Origin of the sequence: Paenibacillus sp. UMB4589-SE434, assembly GCF_030226685.1 — a bacterium.
In the GTDB taxonomy this organism is placed as follows: domain Bacteria; phylum Bacillota; class Bacilli; order Paenibacillales; family Paenibacillaceae; genus Paenibacillus_B.
In genome coordinates, this window is sequence record NZ_JASOYK010000006.1 from 271,439 (window position 1) to 293,149 (window position 21,711).

Here is a 21,711-nt window from a genome sequence, read left to right on the forward strand (position 1 = left end):
TTTAAGTATGGAAGTAAAAGAAGGGAATGGGAATGCTATGATCGTTATCGTATCCAATCATACATCGGAAGCCCGCATGGGGGAAATTGTTAGTTATATTGAAGGAAAAGGGCTGCAAGCCCATATTTCTAAAGGCACAGATCGTACCGTTATAGGTATTATTGGTACCGTAGAACCTCCAATTGCAGAACATCTGCGTCAATTGCATGGCGTAGAGAACGTTGTGAAGATATCGAAGTCCTATAAGCTGGCAAGCCGTGACTTCCATCCGGCAGATACCGTCATTGAGATCGGTGACGTACGTATCGGGGGTGGCGAACTTGTTGTGATGGGTGGACCTTGTGCTGTAGAATCCGCAGAGCAAATCGATGAGATTGCTCGTTTGGTCAAATCAGCCGGTGGTCAAATATTGCGCGGTGGGGCTTTTAAACCACGGACAGGTCCTTATAGTTTCCAAGGGGTAGGCGTAGAAGGGCTTATCATGATGGCTGAGGCGGGACGCAAGCATGGATTGCTTACCATTACGGAAGTGATGACACCAGAATATGTGGATGTGTGTGCAGAGTATGCTGATATCTTGCAAGTAGGCACAAGGAACATGCAGAACTTTGATCTGCTGCGCAAGCTTGGGGAGACGAATCGTCCAGTTCTGCTGAAACGCGGCTTTAGCAGCACCTATGACGAATGGCTGAATGCAGCAGAGTACATTCTGGCTGGGGGCAATCCGAACGTTATGCTCTGTGAACGTGGTATTCGAACATTCGAGAGTTACACGCGTAATACGTTGGATCTTAGCGCTATTCCAGTCATGAAGTCACTGACTCACCTGCCGGTTATCTCTGATCCTAGTCATGGAACGGGGCGGCGTGAACTCGTTGAACCGATGACTAAAGCATCAGTTGCTGCTGGGGCGGATGGGCTCATTATTGAGATGCATACAGATCCTGACAATTCGATGACTGGAGATGGTGTGCAATCGTTGTTCCCTGATCAATTCGCGCGTCTGCTGAAAGAATTGGAACAGTTAGCACCGCTGTGCGGCAGTACATTTGCAACAGCCAAACAACCAGCATCCGCATTTGAGAGTTGGAAAAAATAAAAGGTAATGATGAATCTTATCATAAGATAACCGTTATTGGCAGCAGCCAAGGGCGGTTATTTTTGTTTGGTTAGAGACAAATAACGTGCAGAAGTTTATTTTCTTTTTAAGGTAAAAAAGGAAATTATTTTATTGATGTCAGTATACCTTACATGAAATAAAAAAATACCTGACATGAGTATTGACGAGATTTAATTTCTGGATTTATAATGACAACAATATAAAAACGATGTTGAACAATTAACGTCAATTGGATGGTTAATGTTCGGATTTTGGGGAGGAATTAACATGTCGGTGAACCAAGTGTTGGAATTGATTCGGGAAAAAAAGATTGAGTATGTAGATTTTCGTTTTGTGGATCTGGGCGGCAAAGCTCACCACATTAGCTTGCCGGCAACGGAAGTAGATGCAGATACTTTTGTTAATGGAGTAGCATTTGATGGTTCCTCCATTCAAGGCTTCCGTGGTATTGAAGAATCCGACATGGTTATGATGCCGGATACAGAGACGGTATATGTTGATCCATTTACAGCACACGCCACATTAATCGTAATGTGCAACATCCATACTCCAGATGGAGACCGTTATGAGCGTGATCCACGTAGTATCGCTCAGAAAGCGGAGGAGTTTCTGCAAACGGCTGGCATAGGCACAACTGCTTACTTCGCCCCTGAATCCGAGTTTTTTATTTTTGATGATGTCCGTTATGAAACTTCTATGAACAGCTCTTCCTTCTATGTAGATTCCGAAGAAGCTTCCTGGAATACAAACCGTAAAGAAGAAGGCGGCAACTTGGGCTTTAAGGTCCGCACAAAAGGTGGATATGTGCCAGTAGCTCCGGTAGATACACAGCAGGACTTGCGCAGTGAGATGTGCCGACTGCTTCAAGAAGCAGGACTGCGCGTTGAACGTCATCACCATGAAGTAGCCACAGCAGGCCAAGGTGAGATCAACTTCCGCTTTGATACGTTAACAAGTACGGCTGATAACCTGATGAAATATAAATATATCGTTCACAATACTGCTCGCCAATTCGGCAAAGTAGCAACATTTATGCCAAAGCCGTTGTTTGGGGACAATGGCAGCGGCATGCACGTTCATCAATCAATCTTTGACGGTGACACACCATTGTTCTATGAAAAAGGCGGGTATGGAAACCTCAGTGAAATGGCACTGCACTATATTGGGGGCATTTTGCACCATGCTCCTGCGCTGCTTGCCATTACGAATCCGAGCACGAACTCCTTTAAGCGTCTAGTGCCTGGCTATGAGGCTCCGGTTAACTTGGTATTCTCCAAGGGGAACCGCTCCGCAGCGGTACGTATTCCGGTGGCTGCTGTTACACCTAAAGGCTGTCGTATTGAGTTCCGTACGCCAGATTCCACTGCTAACCCATACTTGGCGTTTGCCGCGATGTTGATGGCTGGCCTGGACGGCATTAAGCGAAAGTTGGATCCAAGTGCGCTTGGGTACGGCCCATTTGATAAAAATATTTACGAATTATCTGATGCTGATAAGAGAGAGATTCGCAGCGTACCAGGAACGATGGAAGAATCGCTTGATGCGCTTGAGGCTGACCATGAATTCTTGCTAGACGGTGGCGTATTCACAAAAGACTTTATCGACAACTACATTGCCGTTAAACGTTCGGAAGCGAAATCTGTTGCAATCCGTATCCATCCACAAGAGTACAATCTTTACTTCGACTGTTAATAGCGACTCAATAGGCAGGGCGCGTCTTCAAAGGCGTGTTCTGTCTATTTGTGTTAGCGAGCAAGGGCGAAGCGAAGAGGGGGGGGGGCTCGATGAGATTATAGATAGCATTCCATCAACATTTTTCGTATCCTGCGTGCGTAAACCATTAGGTCCGAGTCGTAACTGGAGATTGATAAAACGGTCTCGGGGGATTACGAAAATATGGATATAGTGCTGCAAGGGCATGGGGGCTGGAGATGGAGATGGTACAAAATAGAGGCCAAAGAGCGTGCAGCAGGAAGTATGTAATGTATTTAATTTCACAATGTTATTTTAAAATGGTGTGAAAATTACAGGAATAACTTTGAAATTGTAAATATGATGCCTCATTTCCGAATGAAATCTGTTATATCGCTAGTTTTTTTTCGTACTATTAACTTGATAGGGATTGCGTTACCTGCTATCATTACAAATAATATTTCATACGTATGATGCAAATATGAGATGAGAAATAAGATGAAGGTGGGGAGAACCGTATGGAACAACGTCAACGAGCTTACAACTTTAATGCGGGACCGGCAGCACTACCGCTCGAAGTATTGGAGCGTGCCCAGACGGAATTCGTTGATTTCCGCAACAACGGCATGTCGATCATGGAAATGTCGCACCGTGGACCAGTCTACGAGGGCGTACACAATGAAGCGAAGGACTTGCTAAAGGAATTGCTAGGCATTCCTGATGGGTACGATGTATTGTTCTTGCAAGGGGGAGCCAGCACACAGTTTGCGATGATTCCGATGAATCTGCTGACACCAGGCAAGATCGGTGCTTATGTAAATACGGGAAGCTGGGCCGTAAAGGCGATTAAGGAAGCGGAACTGGTAGGGGAAACACAAGTAATCGCTTCAACGGAGGCTGATAAATTTACACGTGTGCCTGCTGTCGCTGACATTGTGGTACCTGAACATGCTGCTTATGTGCATGTAACGTCTAATGAGACGATTGAAGGTACACAATTCCAGTCATTTCCGAACACCGGAGAGGTGCCGCTGATTGCGGATATGTCCAGTGATATTCTTAGTCGACCGCTTGATGTGTCGAAGTTCGGGATGATCTATGCCGGTGCACAGAAGAATCTGGGTCCTTCAGGTGTAACAGTGGTAATTGCTAAGGAAGAACTGTTAACGAACAGCCCGAAGACGATTCCTACGATGCTGCGGTACAGTATTCATCAGAAAAACAATTCCTTATATAACACTCCACCTTCATTCTCAGTATATATCGTTAATTTGGTTCTTCAATGGATTAAAGCGCGTGGTGGCTTACAAGCTGTTCAAGAAGCTAACGAAGCAAAAGCAAAGCTGATCTATGATGCAATTGACGGCAGCGGCGGGTTCTACAAAGGCGTTGCAGCGGTAGACAGCCGTTCTCGCATGAACGTGACGTTCCGCTTAGGAACGGAAGAGCTGGAGAAGCTTTTCGCTAAAGAAGCGGAGCAGGAAGGCTTTATCGGCCTCAAAGGCCATCGCAGCGTTGGTGGTTTGCGTGCATCGATTTATAATGCCGTTCCACATGAGAACTGTGCTGCTTTGAGCCAGTTTATGAACCATTTTCAACAAAAGAACAGCTAATTAAAGGCTAAATTATTTGCTTTACCCTTTTCAGTGGCCCGAAAGAGGAAGTCTGCTACAAATGGCAGGATTCCCCTTATCGGGTCATTTGGCATTCATGGAGTTCAAAGCAGCCTGTGATGTGATGGAAGAATACAATGTGATGTGCTGAAATGAAAAGAAACCCGCTGGCTCGGGGGGGCCAACGGGCTTCATATCGAAAATGAGAGGAATACGTATAAGGACGAGAATGTAATACAATTATGCCAAATGTTTCTTGGACGGTTCTGTCAGTTTATAACCAACGTTACGGATTGTCATGATGTATTCTGGATTGCGTGCATTTTTCTCCAACTTATCGCGGAGATGGCTGATGTGTACGTCCACGATTCGAGTATCGCCCAAGAAATGATAGTCCCATACGCCATGCAGCAGCTGCTGGCGACTTAGCACTTTTCCGCGATGGCGGCAAAGGAAGACAAGCAATTCAAATTCCTTAGGTGTTAATTCTACGGAACGTCCATCTAGCATTACTTCACGTTGATCGGCTAACACACTCAAGTGCCCAATACTATATATTCGTCCATCGTCCGAAGGCGGGAGTGATTGGATGCGACGCATTACGGCATGTATACGTGAGATGAGCTCTTGAGGACTAAAGGGTTTTGTCATATAATCGTCAGCGCCATTATCAAGACCTGCAATTTTGTCTCCGACGTCTTGCATCGCCGTTAGCATAATAACAGGCACCATGTTCTGGTGATCTCTCAACTTGCGGCATACTTCAAGTCCGTCACTCTTTGGGAGCATGCGGTCTAACACGATTAGATCAGGGCGGAACGTGGAAAGGACATCAAATACGGCTTCTCCGTCGTATACGCACAGCACGTCATAACCGGCTAGTTTTAAGTTGTATTCAATCAAAGTCGAGATGGATGGCTCATCGTCGACGACCAGTATTTTGGACTTCATCACGTACCTCCCCAGATTTTACGTTCATAATAAACGCTTAAGTTGCAGTTGATATTCTTATTATGCAACCTGTTTATCAGCGTCATATTAAACTAACGTAAAATGGGTGTAAAATATGTAATTTTAATAGCAAGAAAATTGAAAAAACAAGGGTAAGCATACATTGGCCTGGGCCGATGCTTGCTTACCCCTTGCTAGATAAACATAAACTGTACCATTTACGCGCTTATTTTTTGACTTTTGTCAGCGTGCTCCGATTTGGGAGCGAAAGGCCACCAATTGGCTGCGCCAAACATTTTTGCCATAACCGGTACGAAAAATGGCAGCAGCAGGAAGGTATAAAGCAATAAGCCAGACAGTACGACGGTTGCAATCTGCATCATAGATAACACGCCTGACGGGTAGAATGAAGCGAATGTACCGCCCAGAATGATAACGGCGGATATAATAACCGGTCCCATATTACGCATGGCAAACAAAATCGCATCCTTAACGCTTAAATGTTTATTTTCATTAAAACGATCCATTAAGAAGATGCTGTAATCAACGCCGAGTGCCATCAGCATTACAAATCCAAAGAACGGAGTTGCCCATGTCACGCCGGAATAACCCAAAATATTTGTAAATACAAGCTCTGTTATTCCCATTGAGGTAAAGAAGGTTAACAGCAAAGATGCAATAATATACAACGGCATAACGATAGAACGGAACAATAGGATTAAAATCAACAAGATGCCAATAAGCATTAGTGCTACAGTACGGGTATAATCTTCGCCAGAAATTTGCTTTAAGTCGGCAAATGTACTGGATACGCCACCCAGGGCAATATCGGATTGTTCAAGCTTTGTGTTTTTTACGGCACGGTCGACGGCCGCTTGCACTTCTTTTACGGAATCAATGGCTTTAGTCCCGTATGGATTCACGCTGAATACAACGTCTAATGTCATTACTTTACGGTCAGCTGACAAATATAAATCCAGCGCTTGCTTAAATTCTTTATTTTGTACAACTTCCTCAGGGACGAACCAGCCTCCCAATTCGTTGTCAGCCGTACTTCCGACTTGCTGTAAATAATTGTTGGCTGAATGCAGACCACCTGAGATTTGCGAGAGACCGTCCACGCTCTTTTGTAAACCGTTGGTGAGCTGAGTCAATTGTCCTGTCAATTGGGTGAAACCTTGGCCAATCTGGTTTTGACCATCTTGAAGCTGCTCGAGGCCATGCACGATGCCTGGCAACTTGCCGATAATCTGGCTTTGACCAGCAGCGGCTTGATTCAAGCCGGATTCCAGCTTGCTGATACCGGCAATAAGCTGATCAAGTCCGCTGGCTAGCGATCTCTGACCGGCAGCAGCTTGTGTATAGGCATCGTTGGCCTGCTTCATGCCACCGCTAATTTGCTGCATTTGGCTGTGCACTTGACCTAACGCAGCACCAAGTTGACCAATTCCCTTGCCAGATTGGGTGACTGTTGCATGAATCGTCACATAATCAGGGTCCTGCTGCAGCTCAGGGTAACGGCTTTGCAAGCTGGTGAAATGCTGCTCCAGCCCTTGCAGCGACTTGGCTGCCCCCTCTACTTGCTGCTGCATTTGAGTTAGGCCATTGCTCATCTGCACCATTCCACCACCAAGCTGCTGGTAGCTCTGCAGCAGCTTCTCATGAGCTTGTGCAAGCTGTTGTGCGCTTGCTTTGGCCTGCTGCAGCGCTTGCTTAAGCTGACCAGCTCCCATCGAACCATCTGCTATCCCTTTCTGAATTTGCGAAAGTCCACCTTGAAGCTGAGTAATGCCAGATGTTAATTGTTTTGTTCCGTCAGTTAATTTATCTGTACTGGAAGCTGCTTTTTTTAACTGAGGCTCATTTTTTGTTAATTGGCTGTTAGCCTCCGACAGTCCAGACTTGATGTCATTGATGCCTTTGTTGCCTTCTTTTAGACCGCTTTCCAAGCTTTTAACTTGTTCGGCAACCTTGAAATCCTGAATCTCGTCGCCGGCAGGCCGACTCAAGCTGCGCACGCTTGATACACCGTCCACCTTCATGATCTCGCGGCTCATTTTCTCCGCTAATGCCATGTACTCGGTTTCCTTAAGTGGATTGGCCGTCTTAATCACGACCTGAGTAGGCATAGACTCACCCGGATCAAAGCTTTGCGAAATAAGATTAAAGGCTTTGACAGATTCATACTTGTCACCGATCTCCTCCAAGCTGTTGAAAGATACCTGACCGCTATAGGTTATCAAGAACGGCACAGTTACAGCGGCAACAATCAAGAAAGCGGCCAGCGGACGCTTGAGGGAGAAGCTGCCGACGGCACCCCAGATACGACTTTCCTTGTGCTCAAGCGAGCCTTTAGTTGGCCAAAATAGCTTCTTGCCCAGCACTGCCATAAAGAAGGGCACTACCGTAACAAGTGCAAGCAGCATCACAGCAATCCCGATGGCAACCGCAACCGCAGAACGGTACAGGATAAACTGTGACAAGCCAATAACGGAAAACCCAACCAGTACGGCGAGTCCAGAGAACAAAACAGTCTTGCCAGCGGTACGATAGGTAGCGATAATGGCTTCCCAAGTATCTTCGTGCTGTGCCAGCTCTTCTTTAAAACGGCTGATCAGGAGAATGCAATAATCAGTACCTATCCCAAAGAGAACCGCAACCATAAAGATCTGGGTAAAGGTAGATAACGGGAAATCAGTACTGTCGACCAGAAAAGAAACAATGGATTGGGACACAATGTAGCTCAGACCTACCGTCAATAGGGGAATAAACGGAGCTACAAACGACCGGAAAACTACAAATAATATAAGCAAAATAAAGACAACTGTAATGGACTCTGACTTTTTCAAGCCTGCTTGTGAGCTTTCGATCTGATCGTGATCAATCTGCTGTCGGCCTGTCATGTAATGCTCAACTTTAACGTCGTTTAGTTGAGTAGAGATTGCTTCCTTCACCTCTTGTGAACTGACGCTGCCTGTGTCAACGGTGAGGGAGGTTAAAATCGTTTTGCCATCTTTGGATATAAGTTTATCCGCTAATTCGGGCTGTTCAAATGGGTTAAGCATGGATATAATGTGCAGCTTTGCTTTGCTGTCTGCAAGCATTGTCAACGTGTGATTGACCTCTTGTTTCTCATCCGTTGATAGCCCGTTTGGATTATGGAATAATAGCGCGATTTGAGACTTGTGAGAGTCCCCATTTGCTGCGGCTACTTCATCCAGGATCTCCTGGGCTCTGGACGAAGAATAACCATCCGGGACACGAATAGTACCCTTTTCTTTTACAAGCTCACTAAGGGAGGGGGCCGTCATAAATAAGGCAATTGCTGCCACAATCCAGATAGCCATAATGGCCCATCTTGCTTTCAGTATGGTTCTCATTTGGTGTCACTTCCTTCTGCCATTAATGTAGCCAATCTTTCAAACTTGCTAATGAACGATTCAATTTCTTCTTCTTGAAAATGAACTAAATAAGAAGATACAATGGCATGCACTTTGCCAGACATGTGCTGGTAAGTTTCTTGGCCGGCTTCGGTGAGTGATAAATAGACTTGCCTCCTGTCGGAATCATCACGGGAGCGCTCTACAAGCCCCCTATCGGCTAGTCGGCTGACAATGGCGGTAATTGAGCTTTTGCCGACCATTAACGTGTCTGCGAGATAAGTCGGCGTGCATGTTCCCTGATCATAGATAATACATATGGTTTGGAACTGTTCTGGTGTCATTGTATTAGGTGTGGAACTGTCAAGCTGTTGAAATAGCTGCTTTATCACGGTCGATTGCGCAGACATGTACCGTTGGATAAGTTGCTGCGGATTAAAGGTCAAGGGAAGTGACTTCCTTTCTAATAGTTCTATTATCGAATAGTTCGATAATAGAACTATATCGTGGTGAATTTTGATTGTCAAATGGTACCGCTTAGGCAGAGCTATTTGGCAAATCTCAGATTGGTGTATAATAGAAAGGAATAATTGTGAGGTGACACATCAGATGGCTCTACATATCGTACTAGTGGAACCGGAAATTCCGGCTAATACAGGTAATATTGCACGAACATGCGCAGCAACAGGCATACACCTTCATTTGGTCAGACCGCTCGGATTTAATACGGACGACCGAACTTTAAAGCGTGCAGGCTTGGATTATTGGCATGCAGTTAATATCGAATATCATGATTCGTTCGCTGAAGTGCGGGATCGTTATGCAGATTCGCGTTTTTTTTATGCGACAACCAAAGCGGACAAGCGATATAGCGACTTTGAGTATGTGGACGGAGATTTCTTTGTATTTGGCAAAGAAACAAAGGGATTACCGGAACCATTGCTTGAGGCTAATCGAGAGACCTGCATTCGTATGCCGATGACAGACAAGGTACGTTCACTTAACTTATCTAATTCGGCTGCGATTATTGTCTATGAAGCGTTAAGACAGCTGAATTATCCAGGCATGGAATAAGCCTTGCGACCGCCGTGAGCGGCGTAACGAATATATGCGATGCAGTGAGTTGTTATTCCAGGCTTCGGGTGACGATTAGGATAGTCTTAATAGACATCGTGTTAGGACGCAGCCCGGTAATTATATAGTGGTCAATAATCAGAAATCGGTGGAGCTTGGCCAACTTTTTTCATTTGCATTCATGCTAATACAGCCAATCACTTGTGATTGGCTGTATTTTGCTTGAGCAGCACTGGATATTATTCGGCATGATGCGCAGCAGAGGTAGTCAAAAGACAAAAACAATTTTATGACAGTAACTGAATAAAAACTAATTATTTTGACAGTTTTCAGCAGGAATTATGAATAATACAGCGAAAATAATAGGGTATAGGGGCAGAGTTCTCTAGGGTAATCATGAGGAGACGAATATACAAGAGAGGTGTAACTGATGAAACCTGCCGGTGTTGTCCGTAAAGTCGACCAACTGGGGCGAATTGTTCTTCCGAAATCGCTTAGAAAGCGTTACCAAATGAATGAAGGGGATCCTGTCGAAATTCTGGTTCAGGGCGATCATATTATTTTAGAGCGATATCGTCCAAAATGTGTGTTCTGTGGCTCTATGAATGGCGTTGCCGAATTCAAAGAGCGTTACATATGTTCACAATGTATGACTGACATGACGCATCTGGTGCGTTAGTGTTGACGACATAGGGGTCACGAGGGCATCACTAACGTGATGCCCTCGTGCTGTCCATGGGATAATAGCGAAAGAAGCCCCCCTATGATTATGGGAGGCTTCTGCGTAAGTATGGACTACAGTCCTTTTGTCTTGTCTTCGTTGTAGCCAGATGTGAGCATGGCTGTAATAAACAATGCAAGAGTTAACATAATGATCCAAAACGTAAGAGACATGATGCGCACACCTCCAATAGACTACTATTATTATACCCAATACATTCCAAAAAGAAAATGAAAAAGGTGTGAATTATGGTACAGTAAGTCAATGGATGATGTGTTATAATAACTGCTTTTCATTTGGGTAAATAAGAAAATTACGCTAAACTATTCAAAAAATAAAAAGTGCGTAGGCAGTTGACGCAGCTCGCCGTCAGAAGGGTGATTCACAACCCGTCCTTTAAAGATGAGTGATGAGGAGCCCCCGCCATCCAAATTATAAGCATCTCGCACACCTAAATTAATCATCTTCTGCTGCATCTCTTCAAGCGTTGCACCTGATCCGCCATTTTCATTGTAGCCGTCAATAACCATAATCAAGAGCTGATCGTCTTTGTAGTTGCCGATGGTCGTACGCGGAGCGCGATTGGGTGCTTTCCACTTGTCGGGTATCGTAAGCTTGTTGCCATTATTCAACAGGTGTGGAACAAAGGTAGCTCCAAACTTCGGATTCTTCTGATCAAGCTGCGTCTTGTCGAAAAATTTGCCGCCAATCAGCCGACCTAAGGTATCAAGTCCGACAAAAGCCAGATCTTTGAAGCTTGGCTCGAAGGCACTCACATAGTCTCCGTTCAGAACCGTTGTTCCAAGTGGATAGCGATTGCCGCGACCTTCGGCATAACCACCAGCGTTGATGCCAGCAACTGCGCCATAACGCTTCACGGCTTGCATCGTCGTTTCTGATCCGCCGTATTTATCCTTGCCAAGTGTCATTTTCATAGCTTTCTGTTCTTTCAGCTTAACCTTCATTGCATAACCATTATATGTAGCCTGATTAATCGCATATAACTCGGCACGTATGTTATCGCTCTCGATATGATCGATTGGCGCTCCAAGTTTGGAGGATATCCGTTTGTTGTAGATCGTCTCCGGGCGATTGGCTTGTTTAGATGCTGTGTATACAATATCGTTCATCGTTGAAGTCGTCTGCTTGTACAGGACAGAGACACGGCGGACAGCATCAATTGTATATTGTGCCGTCTTCCCTGCTTGATCCAACCCCTCGGTTACGTGCTCGTAAGCTGTGTTCCACGTGTTTATTTCTGCTGGTTTAGCGTTAGTAAGCTCTACAGATACTGTTAAGGAAGAGAAGACCATCCACAGCATCAGACCGAGGAACGGTGCGGTTGTCATCATAAACAAGCGGTTGACGAATTTTACTTTCATATCTATTTCGCCTCACTTATTTAAGCAAATCCATTTTTTTCTTTAACGTGTCCAACTGCTTCTTCACTTCATTGAGCTGCGTGTACAGTTTGTTGCTGTTATCTGTCTTATTAGAAGCGTTATCTTTTGTAAAGGTCAGTAACTCGTTAAATGAATCGATTTTACTTTGCATTTCAACCAGCTTGGTTTCCAACTTGTGCAATTGCTCCTGATAGGTTTTCTGAACCGCTTGAATCTGGGCATTTGTCTGTGTTTCCAATTGAGTCAACATCGTCACTTTGATGTGCTGGCTGTAATAATACGTCGCGGTTACGCCGATTCCGATCATGACGAACCAAAATAGCAAAAACCATTTTGCAGGGGCTCCGTTCGCCTTCGTTCGGGTACGGCGAGATGACTCGCGACCGGGTTCCAAAGTAGGTTCCATCAATCTTCACCTCGAACAAGAGTCTATCCAATTAGACCCAGTACTTAAAATACATTCTATTATTCTATCATGACTGTCAAGTCGGGGCAAAATGACAGAATTCGCTTTATTGCTATATCGGAAAGCGTTCGATACAATCGAATTAGATCAAATTTCGGGTATAGCTGAGACTAAAGTTTCATAGATTGATATAAACAGACATGGAGAAATAGAGAGAAATGATAAACCTTACCAGTTTACGCAAGTGGGGGATTGTAGGCTTAGCCATTGTACAAATATGGTTGTTATTTGTGATTATCAAGTATCCGTATATTGGCGTGCACGTAAAGGAACAAGACCATGCATGGGTTGTGTCGCGCTTTGCGACCACAGAACAATTTGATATGCGAAAGCTTCGTATCGGCGATCATATCATCCGTATTAACGGACATGTGCCAGAGGCACATATGCCAGTGAAGAAATGGCATAAGCTTGAACAAGCCAATTCTGTCGTTGTGGCGCGGGGAGGAGAAGTTCTAACGGTTCGCCTCGATCAGAATGAACGGCATCCTTTGTATGATTTTATGCCAATTATAACGGAGATGGTGTTGTTTACTATCGGGTGGCTGCTGCTCAAGCGAAGAGATGGGTCAACTGCGGGCAAGATGCTTGCTTGTTTATTTTTTATGATGGGTTTGATTTATTTGTGTTATGGAGCATCTTTACGTGGAGACGTGCTTAGTTACTGGCTAATGTTTACGGGACTGATGCTAATTCCGGTGATGTTCTTACATTACGTCTATCTTTATATTAAAGAGAAGGCGAGCTTGGTGCTGTCAACGAAGTATATCAAAGGCTTGTACACATTTATTTTTACATGTTCGATTGTGAAGTGGGTATATATGGTTTCTGATCGCACGTACATAGCCTACAAATTTGATAATGTATTTACATACTTTTTCTTTGTGTTAATTGCGATTGTAAATGTACTGTTTATGTTTAGACTGTATTTCAAATACCGACATGAGCGTACTTATTTTACGTCAGCTTTAACGCTGATTTCTTTTTGTGTTGGGATTGCATTTATGCCGATTGTCAGCCTGTCCTTTGTGCCCAATATTTTTTCAGGACTCCCTTTGGTGTCTCCGCTCATATCGGGTTGGTTTGGAATCATGTTTATGATGGGGCTGGCTTGGCTCACGACCTTTTACGGCTTGCATGACATAAGTGTCATTATGAAGCGTGTACTCACAATTGGTCTCATTGCTGTAGTTCCCAGCGCGATTATTATGGGATGGGACGCGATTGTATTCGGCGACCAAGAGTCGATGATTGTTCAGATATTTACATTTTTATTCATTCTATTTATTGTTACGACCTTCATGTTTACGATTGAATATTCGTGCGGCAAGCTGGAGGAAGTATTGTTTCCTCGCAAGACTAAACTTGATCAATCGTTAAAGCGTATTGCTTCTCGGCTTGGCTACATTCAGCATCGTGAAGACTGGAACGAAGAAGTGCTGCGTGTTATCGTTGACACATTGACGTGTAACGCTGCTGCTATTGTCCGCAAAGACCGACATGGCGCCATCGACATCATAATGGAGGGCGAGATGGAGGCTGATTTACTTAAAAGACAGCTCTTAAAAGGGAATTTCCAGCATCCTTATGTGTTCTGGTTTGATATCAATTTGGAAGTAGAGAATAGATATTACATCGTTATCGAGCGCCGTTCTTCCAAGGCTGAGCTGAATCGGGAAGAGAAGCAGTGGATGGAACATGTATTAACTTATTTATCGATTAGCTTAAATCATATTTATCGGGCCAGAGTCTTGCAAAGCCAGCTAACAGATCTGCAATATCATCATTCCAATAGAAATGACACGATTGAGCAGAGCATGGTTTCCTTACTGTTTGATATGCAGGAAAAGAACAGAGGGTTGGTAGCACAATCGATTCAGCAGAAGGCAATGAAGCCGCTGCATGAGATGGCAATTATGATGGAGGAAACAAAAGCTTTAGAAGATGTCGAACAGGTGCAGGCAGGGATGGAGCATATCCAGCGTAATTTGGAAGATGTGAGTTTATATATGCAGCATCTAAATTCAGGTTTGCGGCCTACACTAATCCAGACGGTAGGTTTGCAGCATGCGCTGCGATCTTGGATCGAGGGTGAATTTGCGGAGAAGATGCCAGTTGTTCAGATGGAGATTGGCAGTGCCGAATTGCTGGAGGCTCAATCTCAAGATTGGAAACGTCATGTATTTCGGATGGCACAGGAATTGCTGCACAATGGCAAGCGGCATGCGTATGCCTCTTTGCTTCAATTGTCATTCAAGCAAGTAGATGACAACTGGGAGTTGGTGTATGTGGATGATGGTGTAGGATTTGCTGCCAAGTTAGCTATGGAGCCGAACGATTCTGCACATGGACTTATGCAGCTCAGGAATAGGGTTCAGCTATTGGATGGAACGATTGAGGCGTTATGCACAGATGGTAATGGATCCAAAATCCAGATTCGCCTGCCAATGGTAAAAAGTACCGAAATTTCAACCTACACAATTGGTGGCTGATTCATGAGTTTGCGATTGCAAAGTAACGGGCATAGGTGTATATTTTGGAAATAGTGAAAGGGGCGGTATATAATGAAATACTCATTTTCCTCACGGATTGAAGCCGTAAAAAGCTCGGCAGTGAGAGATATTTTAAAGCTGACACAAGGACAAGGGATTATCTCTTTTGCAGGAGGATTACCTGCAGAGGAATGGTTTCCGATCGATGCGCTTAAATCAGCTTCTGAACAGGTGTTCCGTATGGGAACCCAAGCATTCCAATATGGGTTAACTGAAGGTGCGACATCACTACGGGAACGGGTAGCCAAACGTATGATTACCTATCGAAATATACCCGTTGAGCTTGACGAGATCATGATTACATCTGGATCGCAGCAATCTTTGGACTTATTTGCCAAGGCGATGATTGATCCCGGTGACGTAGTGCTAGTGGAGAATCCGACTTATCTAGCCTGTTTGCAGGTGCTTCAATTGTACGGGGCAAACGTGATCGGTGTTGAAAGTGACGATTACGGGATGATTCCTGAGGATATTGAAGCGAAGCTGAAGAAATATAAACCTAAGTTTGTGTATGTAGTGCCAACATTTAGCAATCCAACGGGACGTGTATGGAGTGTAGAGCGGCGTGAGGTGCTGCTGCGGCTATGCACCGAGCATGAAGTGCTGATCTTGGAGGATGATCCTTACGGAGAGCTGCGGTTTAGCAACAACAAGGTGCCCAATATTGCGGCATTAGAAGGAAATGCAGCCAATCGAATCGTTGCTTACACGAGTACATTCAGCAAGACGGTGACACCAGGCATGCGGACCGGATGGATTGTTGCCGATAAGCGTGTTATTCAACGATTGGCACGCGGCAAGCAGTCTTCAGATTTACATTCAAGTGTATTCGATCAGCTGATACTTAGTGAACTGCTGGAATCGGACACGTTCTCTTTGGATGACCATATACATAAGCTGTCGCTTGTATATAAAGAACGAATGGAAACGATGGCCACACATCTGCAGCAGGACGTTCCTTGGCGCGAAGCTGTGTGGAAGATGCCGCAAGGCGGTATGTTCTTCTGGGTGGAGCTGCCGGAAGGATTGGATGCGGAGGCACTGCTGAAATGCGCAGTTGGCAAAGGAGTTGCATTTGTGCCGGGAACGCCGTTTTTTGCGGGCGAAGCCAAACGGAATACGATGCGGCTGAATTATTCCTTTGCGGAGCCTGAGGTCATCCATACGGGGATGGATCGTCTGGGCGAAGCTGTTGGAGAGTTTCTCGGCCGTCACGTGTAGACACGGCCGTATGACAGCGGAATGAATCAAGTTATACAGCTTCATTCCGCCTGGAGCAAGTGAGGATCGGTTCATTCCTCGCTTGCTCTTTTTTTGATGTGCGGCGGGCGTCGCAGTGGATAACAGCTCGTGGTCGCAGTCTTAAGGTGCAGCTTGCACCGTTCTAAAGTCTGCGCTACGGCTTGTCTATGCTGCTTGCAAGCACATCTGCATAACGCTCAAGCGCCGTAGTGCCCTCGGGCGTAAGCGTGTAGACCCCTCGCTTGATACGCTCGAACCAGCCGTAATAGTTGTGCTGCAAGATCGCGGCAGCATCCCCGACGCCGCTCTGCTCACGCAGCCTTGCCGGCTGATTCGGCCCTTCGGCTAACGCGGCCGCCAAGCGCAGCGCCTTCTCACGGTATGCGGTCATAAGCGGCCGCTTTGTGCTGCCGCCGACATTATAGTCGCCGCTCCGTTCGGCGAATTCGCGCAGCAGCTTGCTCTGGCGAGCTGCGCGAACTTTGGGCTTAGGTGCTGCCTTGCTGCCCCTATCGTCACTATTAACAGAGTAGTTCACTGCTCCACCATCCTGTATTTCGTATGTGGATGCACCGGGACTCAAGACTATAGATGTGCTAGGCGATTGAGTCTGATCCCTTGTGTCTACTTCTGCTTCAGTGTGCATGATTGTTTCTTGTCCTGCTGCCTGGTCGGATTGTAGTTCAGTCTTGTGCTGCCGTGGAATTTGGTCTGCCAAGCTGCCTTCCGCCAACCCCGCTGCTACACGCGACGGGTGGCAAAACACCTCAACAAATGGGGTTTTCCTCGTATAAAAAGTGACCGTCATTAGTCCTAAACCAAGTCGGCGGCAGATGTCAGCGATAGCGTTCAGCCTTCGACGTCCTGCTTGTTTGCCTCGTTTTTGCTCAGCGGCGATGTAGACGTCGGAAGAGATCTTCAGCCGTTCCATCGCTTGCAAGAGCAGCGTTAAATTAATAGAGGCCTTCATTTCTATAATGATGGGATGCTCTGGCATGCTAGGGTGAAGCACAACAACATCACAGTGGCGTACTTCTGCCCGCACCTCGAATCCCCGACTTTCCCAGTAGGATTTGATAGGAGCATATAAATCTGTCTCCTTACGTACCTGTTTGCTCAAGCTACCATTGTTGGCAGAAGGCATATACATTCCTCCCGTATACAGCACGTCCACTTCACACGTGTGATTACCTTCTCATGTGTACTTGCTTTATTATAGCATGCCAAGAAGAGCCCTGATTGCAGACCTGACATGATGTCCAGACAACCTTTAACGAGAAAAATTTCGAGAAACTAATCCAAAGCGCTCGCATAGGATTGTAATACACTTTAGTTATTTAGTCGTTAGACAGTCATGACGAACTGTTCATTCGCGTGACAGGCGAGTATATCCAGCAAGGGTAGACAGAGACGGTGTTGGAGGGCAATGTAGCAAATCGGGAGCATGGGAGGTTAGTGGGATGGACATTTTCAAACGGATTGCTGAACACCGCGCCGAGAGCGAACGGTTAGGCTGGACCGGCACATTTAAAGAATATGTTGAATTGCTGCGTCACGACCCTTCGCCAGCGATGACCGCTCATTCAAGGGTCTATGAGATGATCGCGTCACATGGCGTGGAAGAGGTTGATGGCCACAATCGATATAAGTTTTTTGAAAAGGAAATTTTCGGACTGGATCGTGCCATCGAAAAGCTAGTCGAGGAGTACTTTCATTCGGCTGCCAAAAGATTAGATGTACGTAAACGGATCTTGTTGTTAATGGGTCCTGTCAGTGGAGGGAAATCAACAATTGTCACGATGCTAAAGCGTGGTTTGGAGCAGTTCACACGTCAAGAACGTGGAGCTGTTTATGCGATTAAGGGCTGCCCTATGCATGAGGACCCGCTACATTTAATACCTAACGAATTAAGACCGGAAGTAGAACGTGTACTGGGCGTTCGCATTGAGGGGAATCTGTGCCCCTCCTGCCAGATGAGGCTTCGGACTGAATTCGAAGGAGACATCGAGCAGGTAGCGGTAGAACGCGTGCTGGTCTCAGAGGAAAACCGTGTCGGCATCGGGACGTTTAGTCCGTCTGACCCGAAGTCGCAGGATATTGCAGATCTGACAGGCAGCATTGATTTTTCCACGATTACCGAATTTGGCTCTGAATCGGATCCTCGAGCCTATCGCTTTGATGGCGAGTTAAACAAAGCGAATCGGGGGCTTATGGAATTTCAGGAAATGTTAAAATGTGATGAAAAATTTCTTTGGAATCTGCTCTCTCTTACTCAAGAAGGCAACTTTAAGGCGGGGAGGTTTGCGCTTATTTCCGCGGATGAACTTATCATCGCCCATACTAACGAATCTGAATACAAATCCTTTATTTCAAATAAGAAAAATGAGGCGCTTCAGTCTCGGATGATCGTGATGCCGATCCCGTATAACTTAAAAGTAACGGAAGAAGAGAAAATATACAGCAAGCTAATCAGTCAAAGTGACATGAGTCATATTCATATTGCTCCTCATGCGCTGAAGGCATCTGCTATATTCTCTATTTTGACACGGCTGAAGGAAACCAAAAAACAAGGCATGGACCTGCTGAAGAAAATGCGTATGTATGATGGGGAAGAGGTTGAAGGTTACAAAGAGAACGACCTAAAGGAGATGCAAAGCGAATTTTCAGAAGAGGGAATGTCAGGCGTTGATCCGCGTTACGTCATTAACCGCATCTCCAGTGCACTTATTAAACAGAATCTGTCGTGCATTAACGCGTTGGATGTGCTGAGAGCAATTAAGGATGGACTGGATCAGCACGCTTCCATAACCAAGGAAGAACGGGAACGTTACTTAAACTTCATTTCTGTCGCTCGCAAGGAATACGACGGGTTGGCGAAGAAGGAAGTTCAAAAGGCGTTCGTATACTCCTTTGAAGAGTCTGCGAAGACGCTGTTCGAGAATTATCTCGACAACATAGAAGCGTTTTGTAATTGGAAGAAAATCCGCGATCCGTTGACGGACGACGAGATGGAGCCGGATGAGCGGTTGATGCGTTCAATTGAGGAACAAATTGGCGTGTCTGAGAATGCTAAAAAAGCGTTCCGTGAAGAAATACTGATTCGTTTGTCATCTTATTCACGCAAAGGCCGTAAATTCGACTATAACAGCCATGACAGGTTGCGGGAAGCGATTGAGAAGAAGTTATTCTCAGATCTGAAAGATATCGTGAAGATTACAACGTCTACGAAGACACCAGATGAGAATCAATTGAAGCGTATTAATGAGGTGTCGGCACGACTTATCGATGAGCATGGTTACTGCCCTGTATGCGCCAATGAACTGCTGAGATATGTTGGGAGCTTGCTGAATCGATAGTTGAGTTAAGAAATGGATGATCATGAAATAAGTGATGATTATAAGACAGGGAGGAAGCCTAGTAGGTTTCCTCCCTGTTGTGTTTAAGTATGATGTTGTACAGGATCTTATACTTATTATATCTAGAGAGATTACTCTTTGGTTAACCCAATCATGACGCCTCCAACTACAATTAAGACGCAGCCTATAATAACATAGGCCATTTGTCGTTTGGATTTCTTTTCACCCAGCAAATAAATACCGCCTAATGTAGATAATATAATGCCTGTCTGGGACAGAGAGAAGCTAGTAGCGACACCAATCCGCGGCAATGAGATAAGCAAACCGAGATTACCGATTCCCCACCAGACTCCAGTGAAAATGTTGCGAAACGCATATCGGGTATAAGGTTTATGTTTCCAAGTAAAGACAACAGCACCTGCAAACATCCCGATGGCCTGCGGCAACAGAACAGCCCAACCGTCAATGTTATACCACCGTATAACAATTACGTATCCTACGTAACCGATTGTAGACACGAGCAAGGTGCCCAATCCTTTTCTAATATGCTGCTCGCCATTGCCCTCACTGTTTTTATCATTTTTAACTGTAAATATGACACCTATCAGAATACAGGCAATTGCGATAATACCTAGAATAACCGCGGTCGTCGTCTTCCATTCGCCAAATGCAAACACGCCAAATGCCGTCGTGGCAAATAATTGCATGCCTGTTGAGATGGGGACAGTTCGAGATACCCCAAGATAAGTGACACTGCTAAATTGATTGTACTGACCAACTGACCAGAGTACGCCAGAGAGAGCGCCGGCAACCCAGATGACAGGCGTGAGCTCAGGTGCTTTGATGAAAAATACGCCTAGAGCAAAGATAAGCGCTCCTATCGTCATGCCTATAAGTTGATGATGAGGTTTGCCGCCGAAATAAGAGCTGAGAAGCAGCAGGGTTCCCCAAGTAAAAGCAGGAATAAGGGCTAACAAGATATCCATAAATCATCCTCTTTTCAAATGTTGAAGTATATGAAGCTACAAGTGCTTCATCAAAGGTGTCTGTTCTGCGAAGAGGATATGTAACGATATATAAGCTCAAAAAGAGTGTCCGGCTGGTCAGCAGCAAGACACCCTTTTATCATGTCCAATAACGTACTTCGCAATGAATGGTTAGACGTTCGCTCTGCTTAGGAATAAGGTACTACCGAGCCCCGTTATTAAGGTAAATATACTGATCACTGCTGCTCCTGTTGAAGTTGGTATGCGAGGGAAGACGACATACAACGAGCCGATCACCATTCCGATAATTAGGGCATACATCACATGGGGAAGTTGCCATGAAAACTATGGAATCTGTTTTATGTCCGCTTCTTTGCATAAGTAAGGAATAATCCCCTAAATAAGTACGCTAGTTCCAAATAAGCGAACGCGTCAGAAGTTATTCCATTCGAACATGATGTATCTCTTTCTCTTTCTCTTTCTCCAGCAATAAGTATATTTGTTATGATCCTGACCACATACCATCCTATTCTACTATTAATTCGGTATAACATACAATTGATACATTTTTGTAAATGAAATTCATTTTAATTAAGTCATTTACATTATTAGGGGATTACTTGAAATTTTTAAAATGACTTGTTCGAAATGCATAATGTACCTGGTTAGTATCATACTAACAGCGTCGACATAACGGCAGAATGTAGTCTGTTCGCGGACCACACATTTCAACATATGAGGAGGAATTAGTTTGCCACATGAACAAATAGGTCAATCCTACCCATCCAATGCACCTTATCAAGCTTCCACAGCATATGCTAACAATGCTGGACAAGCATCTTATCAATCGGGAACGCTCTTGAGTGGTGGTTACGCTTCTGGCGGCTATGGGGGTCAAGCATCTTATACTTCCAATCAACAAGGTCTTGGTTATGGATCTGCAACGGGTGGGTATGCACAACAGTCTTCAGATGGCTCCTACGGCCAAGTACAAAGCATCACAGCACAGACACATGGCGCCCACCAAAATGTAGTGCCGCAAAGCTTCCAGCCGTACGGCCAAGTACAAAGCATCACAGCACAGACACATGGCGCGCACCAAAATGTAGTGCCGCAAAGCTTCCAGCCGTACGGCCAAGTGCAAAGCATCACGGC

General features: G+C 45.2%; 16 protein-coding genes. 9 read left to right on the forward strand and 7 right to left on the reverse strand.

Annotated features, from left to right (window positions below):
* Positions 1 to 37 precede the first annotated feature (37 nt).
* From aroF to serC, 3 genes are all read left to right on the forward strand, one after another.
* Complete coding sequence (aroF, locus tag QP775_RS19870) at positions 38 to 1,099, forward strand: 3-deoxy-7-phosphoheptulonate synthase (protein ID WP_239332383.1); 1,062 nt, start codon at positions 38 to 40, stop codon at positions 1,097 to 1,099.
* A gap of 288 nt (positions 1,100 to 1,387) precedes the next feature.
* Positions 1,388 to 2,812 (forward strand): type I glutamate--ammonia ligase, encoded by a 1,425-nt coding sequence (gene glnA / locus QP775_RS19875; protein ID WP_239331979.1) that lies wholly within the window; start codon positions 1,388 to 1,390, stop codon positions 2,810 to 2,812.
* A gap of 518 nt (positions 2,813 to 3,330) precedes the next feature.
* Positions 3,331 to 4,425, forward strand: a complete 1,095-nt coding sequence (gene serC / locus QP775_RS19880; RefSeq protein ID WP_239331977.1) for a 3-phosphoserine/phosphohydroxythreonine transaminase — start codon at positions 3,331 to 3,333, stop codon at positions 4,423 to 4,425.
* A gap of 240 nt (positions 4,426 to 4,665) precedes the next feature.
* Here the strand turns inward: serC and QP775_RS19885 are convergent, their stop codons facing one another.
* The 3 genes from QP775_RS19885 to QP775_RS19895 form a co-directional block, all read right to left on the reverse strand.
* On the reverse strand, positions 4,666 to 5,376 hold the full coding sequence (locus tag QP775_RS19885) for a response regulator transcription factor (protein WP_028546081.1): 711 nt from the start codon (positions 5,374 to 5,376) through the stop codon (positions 4,666 to 4,668).
* Between the two features lie 218 nt (positions 5,377 to 5,594).
* Positions 5,595 to 8,756: an MMPL family transporter gene (locus QP775_RS19890; RefSeq protein WP_285108625.1), complete on the reverse strand. Its 3,162-nt coding sequence runs from the start codon at positions 8,754 to 8,756 to the stop codon at positions 5,595 to 5,597.
* The gene (locus QP775_RS19895) at positions 8,753 to 9,202 is read right to left on the reverse strand and encodes a MarR family winged helix-turn-helix transcriptional regulator (RefSeq protein ID WP_239331973.1); all 450 of its coding nucleotides are present in this window, start codon (positions 9,200 to 9,202) and stop codon (positions 8,753 to 8,755) included. The genes QP775_RS19890 and QP775_RS19895 overlap by 4 nt, the downstream gene beginning before the upstream one ends.
* Positions 9,203 to 9,365: 163 nt before the next feature.
* Here QP775_RS19895 and trmL point away from each other — a divergent pair, with 163 nt between their 5' ends.
* Together trmL and QP775_RS19905 are read left to right on the forward strand one after the other, a co-directional pair.
* Positions 9,366 to 9,830, forward strand: coding sequence for a tRNA (uridine(34)/cytosine(34)/5-carboxymethylaminomethyluridine(34)-2'-O)-methyltransferase TrmL (gene trmL / locus QP775_RS19900; RefSeq protein WP_239331971.1), 465 nt, complete (start codon positions 9,366 to 9,368; stop codon positions 9,828 to 9,830).
* Positions 9,831 to 10,260: 430 nt separating this feature from the next.
* A complete protein-coding gene (locus tag QP775_RS19905; protein ID WP_239331969.1) occupies positions 10,261 to 10,509 on the forward strand; it encodes an AbrB/MazE/SpoVT family DNA-binding domain-containing protein in 249 nt (82 codons plus the stop codon).
* A 365-nt stretch (positions 10,510 to 10,874) separates the two neighbouring features.
* Here the strand turns inward: QP775_RS19905 and QP775_RS19910 are convergent, their stop codons facing one another.
* Both QP775_RS19910 and QP775_RS19915 read right to left on the reverse strand, forming a co-directional pair.
* The gene (locus QP775_RS19910; protein ID WP_285108659.1) at positions 10,875 to 11,939 is read right to left on the reverse strand and encodes a phosphodiester glycosidase family protein; all 1,065 of its coding nucleotides are present in this window, start codon (positions 11,937 to 11,939) and stop codon (positions 10,875 to 10,877) included.
* A 10-nt stretch (positions 11,940 to 11,949) separates the two neighbouring features.
* Positions 11,950 to 12,360, reverse strand: a complete 411-nt coding sequence (locus tag QP775_RS19915) for a hypothetical protein (protein ID WP_239331967.1) — start codon at positions 12,358 to 12,360, stop codon at positions 11,950 to 11,952.
* Positions 12,361 to 12,578: 218 nt separating this feature from the next.
* Here QP775_RS19915 and QP775_RS19920 point away from each other — a divergent pair, with 218 nt between their 5' ends.
* Both QP775_RS19920 and QP775_RS19925 read left to right on the forward strand, forming a co-directional pair.
* On the forward strand, positions 12,579 to 14,912 hold the full coding sequence (locus QP775_RS19920; protein ID WP_285108629.1) for a sensor histidine kinase: 2,334 nt from the start codon (positions 12,579 to 12,581) through the stop codon (positions 14,910 to 14,912).
* Positions 14,913 to 14,984: 72 nt separating this feature from the next.
* A complete protein-coding gene (locus QP775_RS19925) occupies positions 14,985 to 16,193 on the forward strand; it encodes an aminotransferase-like domain-containing protein (protein ID WP_239331964.1) in 1,209 nt (402 codons plus the stop codon).
* Positions 16,194 to 16,368: 175 nt separating this feature from the next.
* Here QP775_RS19925 and QP775_RS19930 read toward each other — a convergent pair whose 3' ends face one another.
* Entirely contained in the window at positions 16,369 to 17,358 is a 990-nt protein-coding gene (locus QP775_RS19930; RefSeq protein WP_285108631.1) for a DUF2161 family putative PD-(D/E)XK-type phosphodiesterase, read from the reverse strand.
* Positions 17,359 to 17,674: 316 nt separating this feature from the next.
* On the opposite strand from QP775_RS19930, the gene QP775_RS19935 reads away from it, so the two are divergent.
* A complete protein-coding gene (locus tag QP775_RS19935; RefSeq protein WP_285108633.1) occupies positions 17,675 to 19,570 on the forward strand; it encodes a PrkA family serine protein kinase in 1,896 nt (631 codons plus the stop codon).
* A 131-nt stretch (positions 19,571 to 19,701) separates the two neighbouring features.
* On the opposite strand, the gene QP775_RS19940 is transcribed toward QP775_RS19935, so the two are convergent.
* Positions 19,702 to 20,556, reverse strand: a complete 855-nt coding sequence (locus QP775_RS19940; RefSeq protein ID WP_285108635.1) for a GRP family sugar transporter — start codon at positions 20,554 to 20,556, stop codon at positions 19,702 to 19,704.
* Between the two features lie 751 nt (positions 20,557 to 21,307).
* Here QP775_RS19940 and QP775_RS19945 point away from each other — a divergent pair.
* On the forward strand, positions 21,308 to 21,711 hold a 404-nt coding region (locus QP775_RS19945), incomplete at its 3' end, for a hypothetical protein (protein ID WP_285108637.1).

What these genes read in the sequence shown, in the direction of transcription:
- serC (WP_239331977.1), top strand. Translation starts at nt 3,331, where the DNA reads ATGGAACAACGTCAACGAGCTTACAACTTTAATGCGGGACCGGCAGCA.
- QP775_RS19940 (WP_285108635.1), bottom strand. Translation starts at nt 20,556, where the DNA reads ATGGATATCTTGTTAGCCCTTATTCCTGCTTTTACTTGGGGAACCCTG.
- aroF (WP_239332383.1), top strand. Translation starts at nt 38, where the DNA reads ATGATCGTTATCGTATCCAATCATACATCGGAAGCCCGCATGGGGGAA.
- glnA (WP_239331979.1), top strand. Translation starts at nt 1,388, where the DNA reads ATGTCGGTGAACCAAGTGTTGGAATTGATTCGGGAAAAAAAGATTGAG.
- QP775_RS19930 (WP_285108631.1), bottom strand. Translation starts at nt 17,358, where the DNA reads ATGCCTTCTGCCAACAATGGTAGCTTGAGCAAACAGGTACGTAAGGAG.
- QP775_RS19935 (WP_285108633.1), top strand. Translation starts at nt 17,675, where the DNA reads ATGGACATTTTCAAACGGATTGCTGAACACCGCGCCGAGAGCGAACGG.
- QP775_RS19925 (WP_239331964.1), top strand. Translation starts at nt 14,985, where the DNA reads ATGAAATACTCATTTTCCTCACGGATTGAAGCCGTAAAAAGCTCGGCA.
- QP775_RS19890 (WP_285108625.1), bottom strand. Translation starts at nt 8,756, where the DNA reads ATGAGAACCATACTGAAAGCAAGATGGGCCATTATGGCTATCTGGATT.
- QP775_RS19920 (WP_285108629.1), top strand. Translation starts at nt 12,579, where the DNA reads ATGATAAACCTTACCAGTTTACGCAAGTGGGGGATTGTAGGCTTAGCC.
- QP775_RS19905 (WP_239331969.1), top strand. Translation starts at nt 10,261, where the DNA reads ATGAAACCTGCCGGTGTTGTCCGTAAAGTCGACCAACTGGGGCGAATT.
- trmL (WP_239331971.1), top strand. Translation starts at nt 9,366, where the DNA reads ATGGCTCTACATATCGTACTAGTGGAACCGGAAATTCCGGCTAATACA.
- QP775_RS19915 (WP_239331967.1), bottom strand. Translation starts at nt 12,360, where the DNA reads ATGGAACCTACTTTGGAACCCGGTCGCGAGTCATCTCGCCGTACCCGA.
- QP775_RS19885 (WP_028546081.1), bottom strand. Translation starts at nt 5,376, where the DNA reads ATGAAGTCCAAAATACTGGTCGTCGACGATGAGCCATCCATCTCGACT.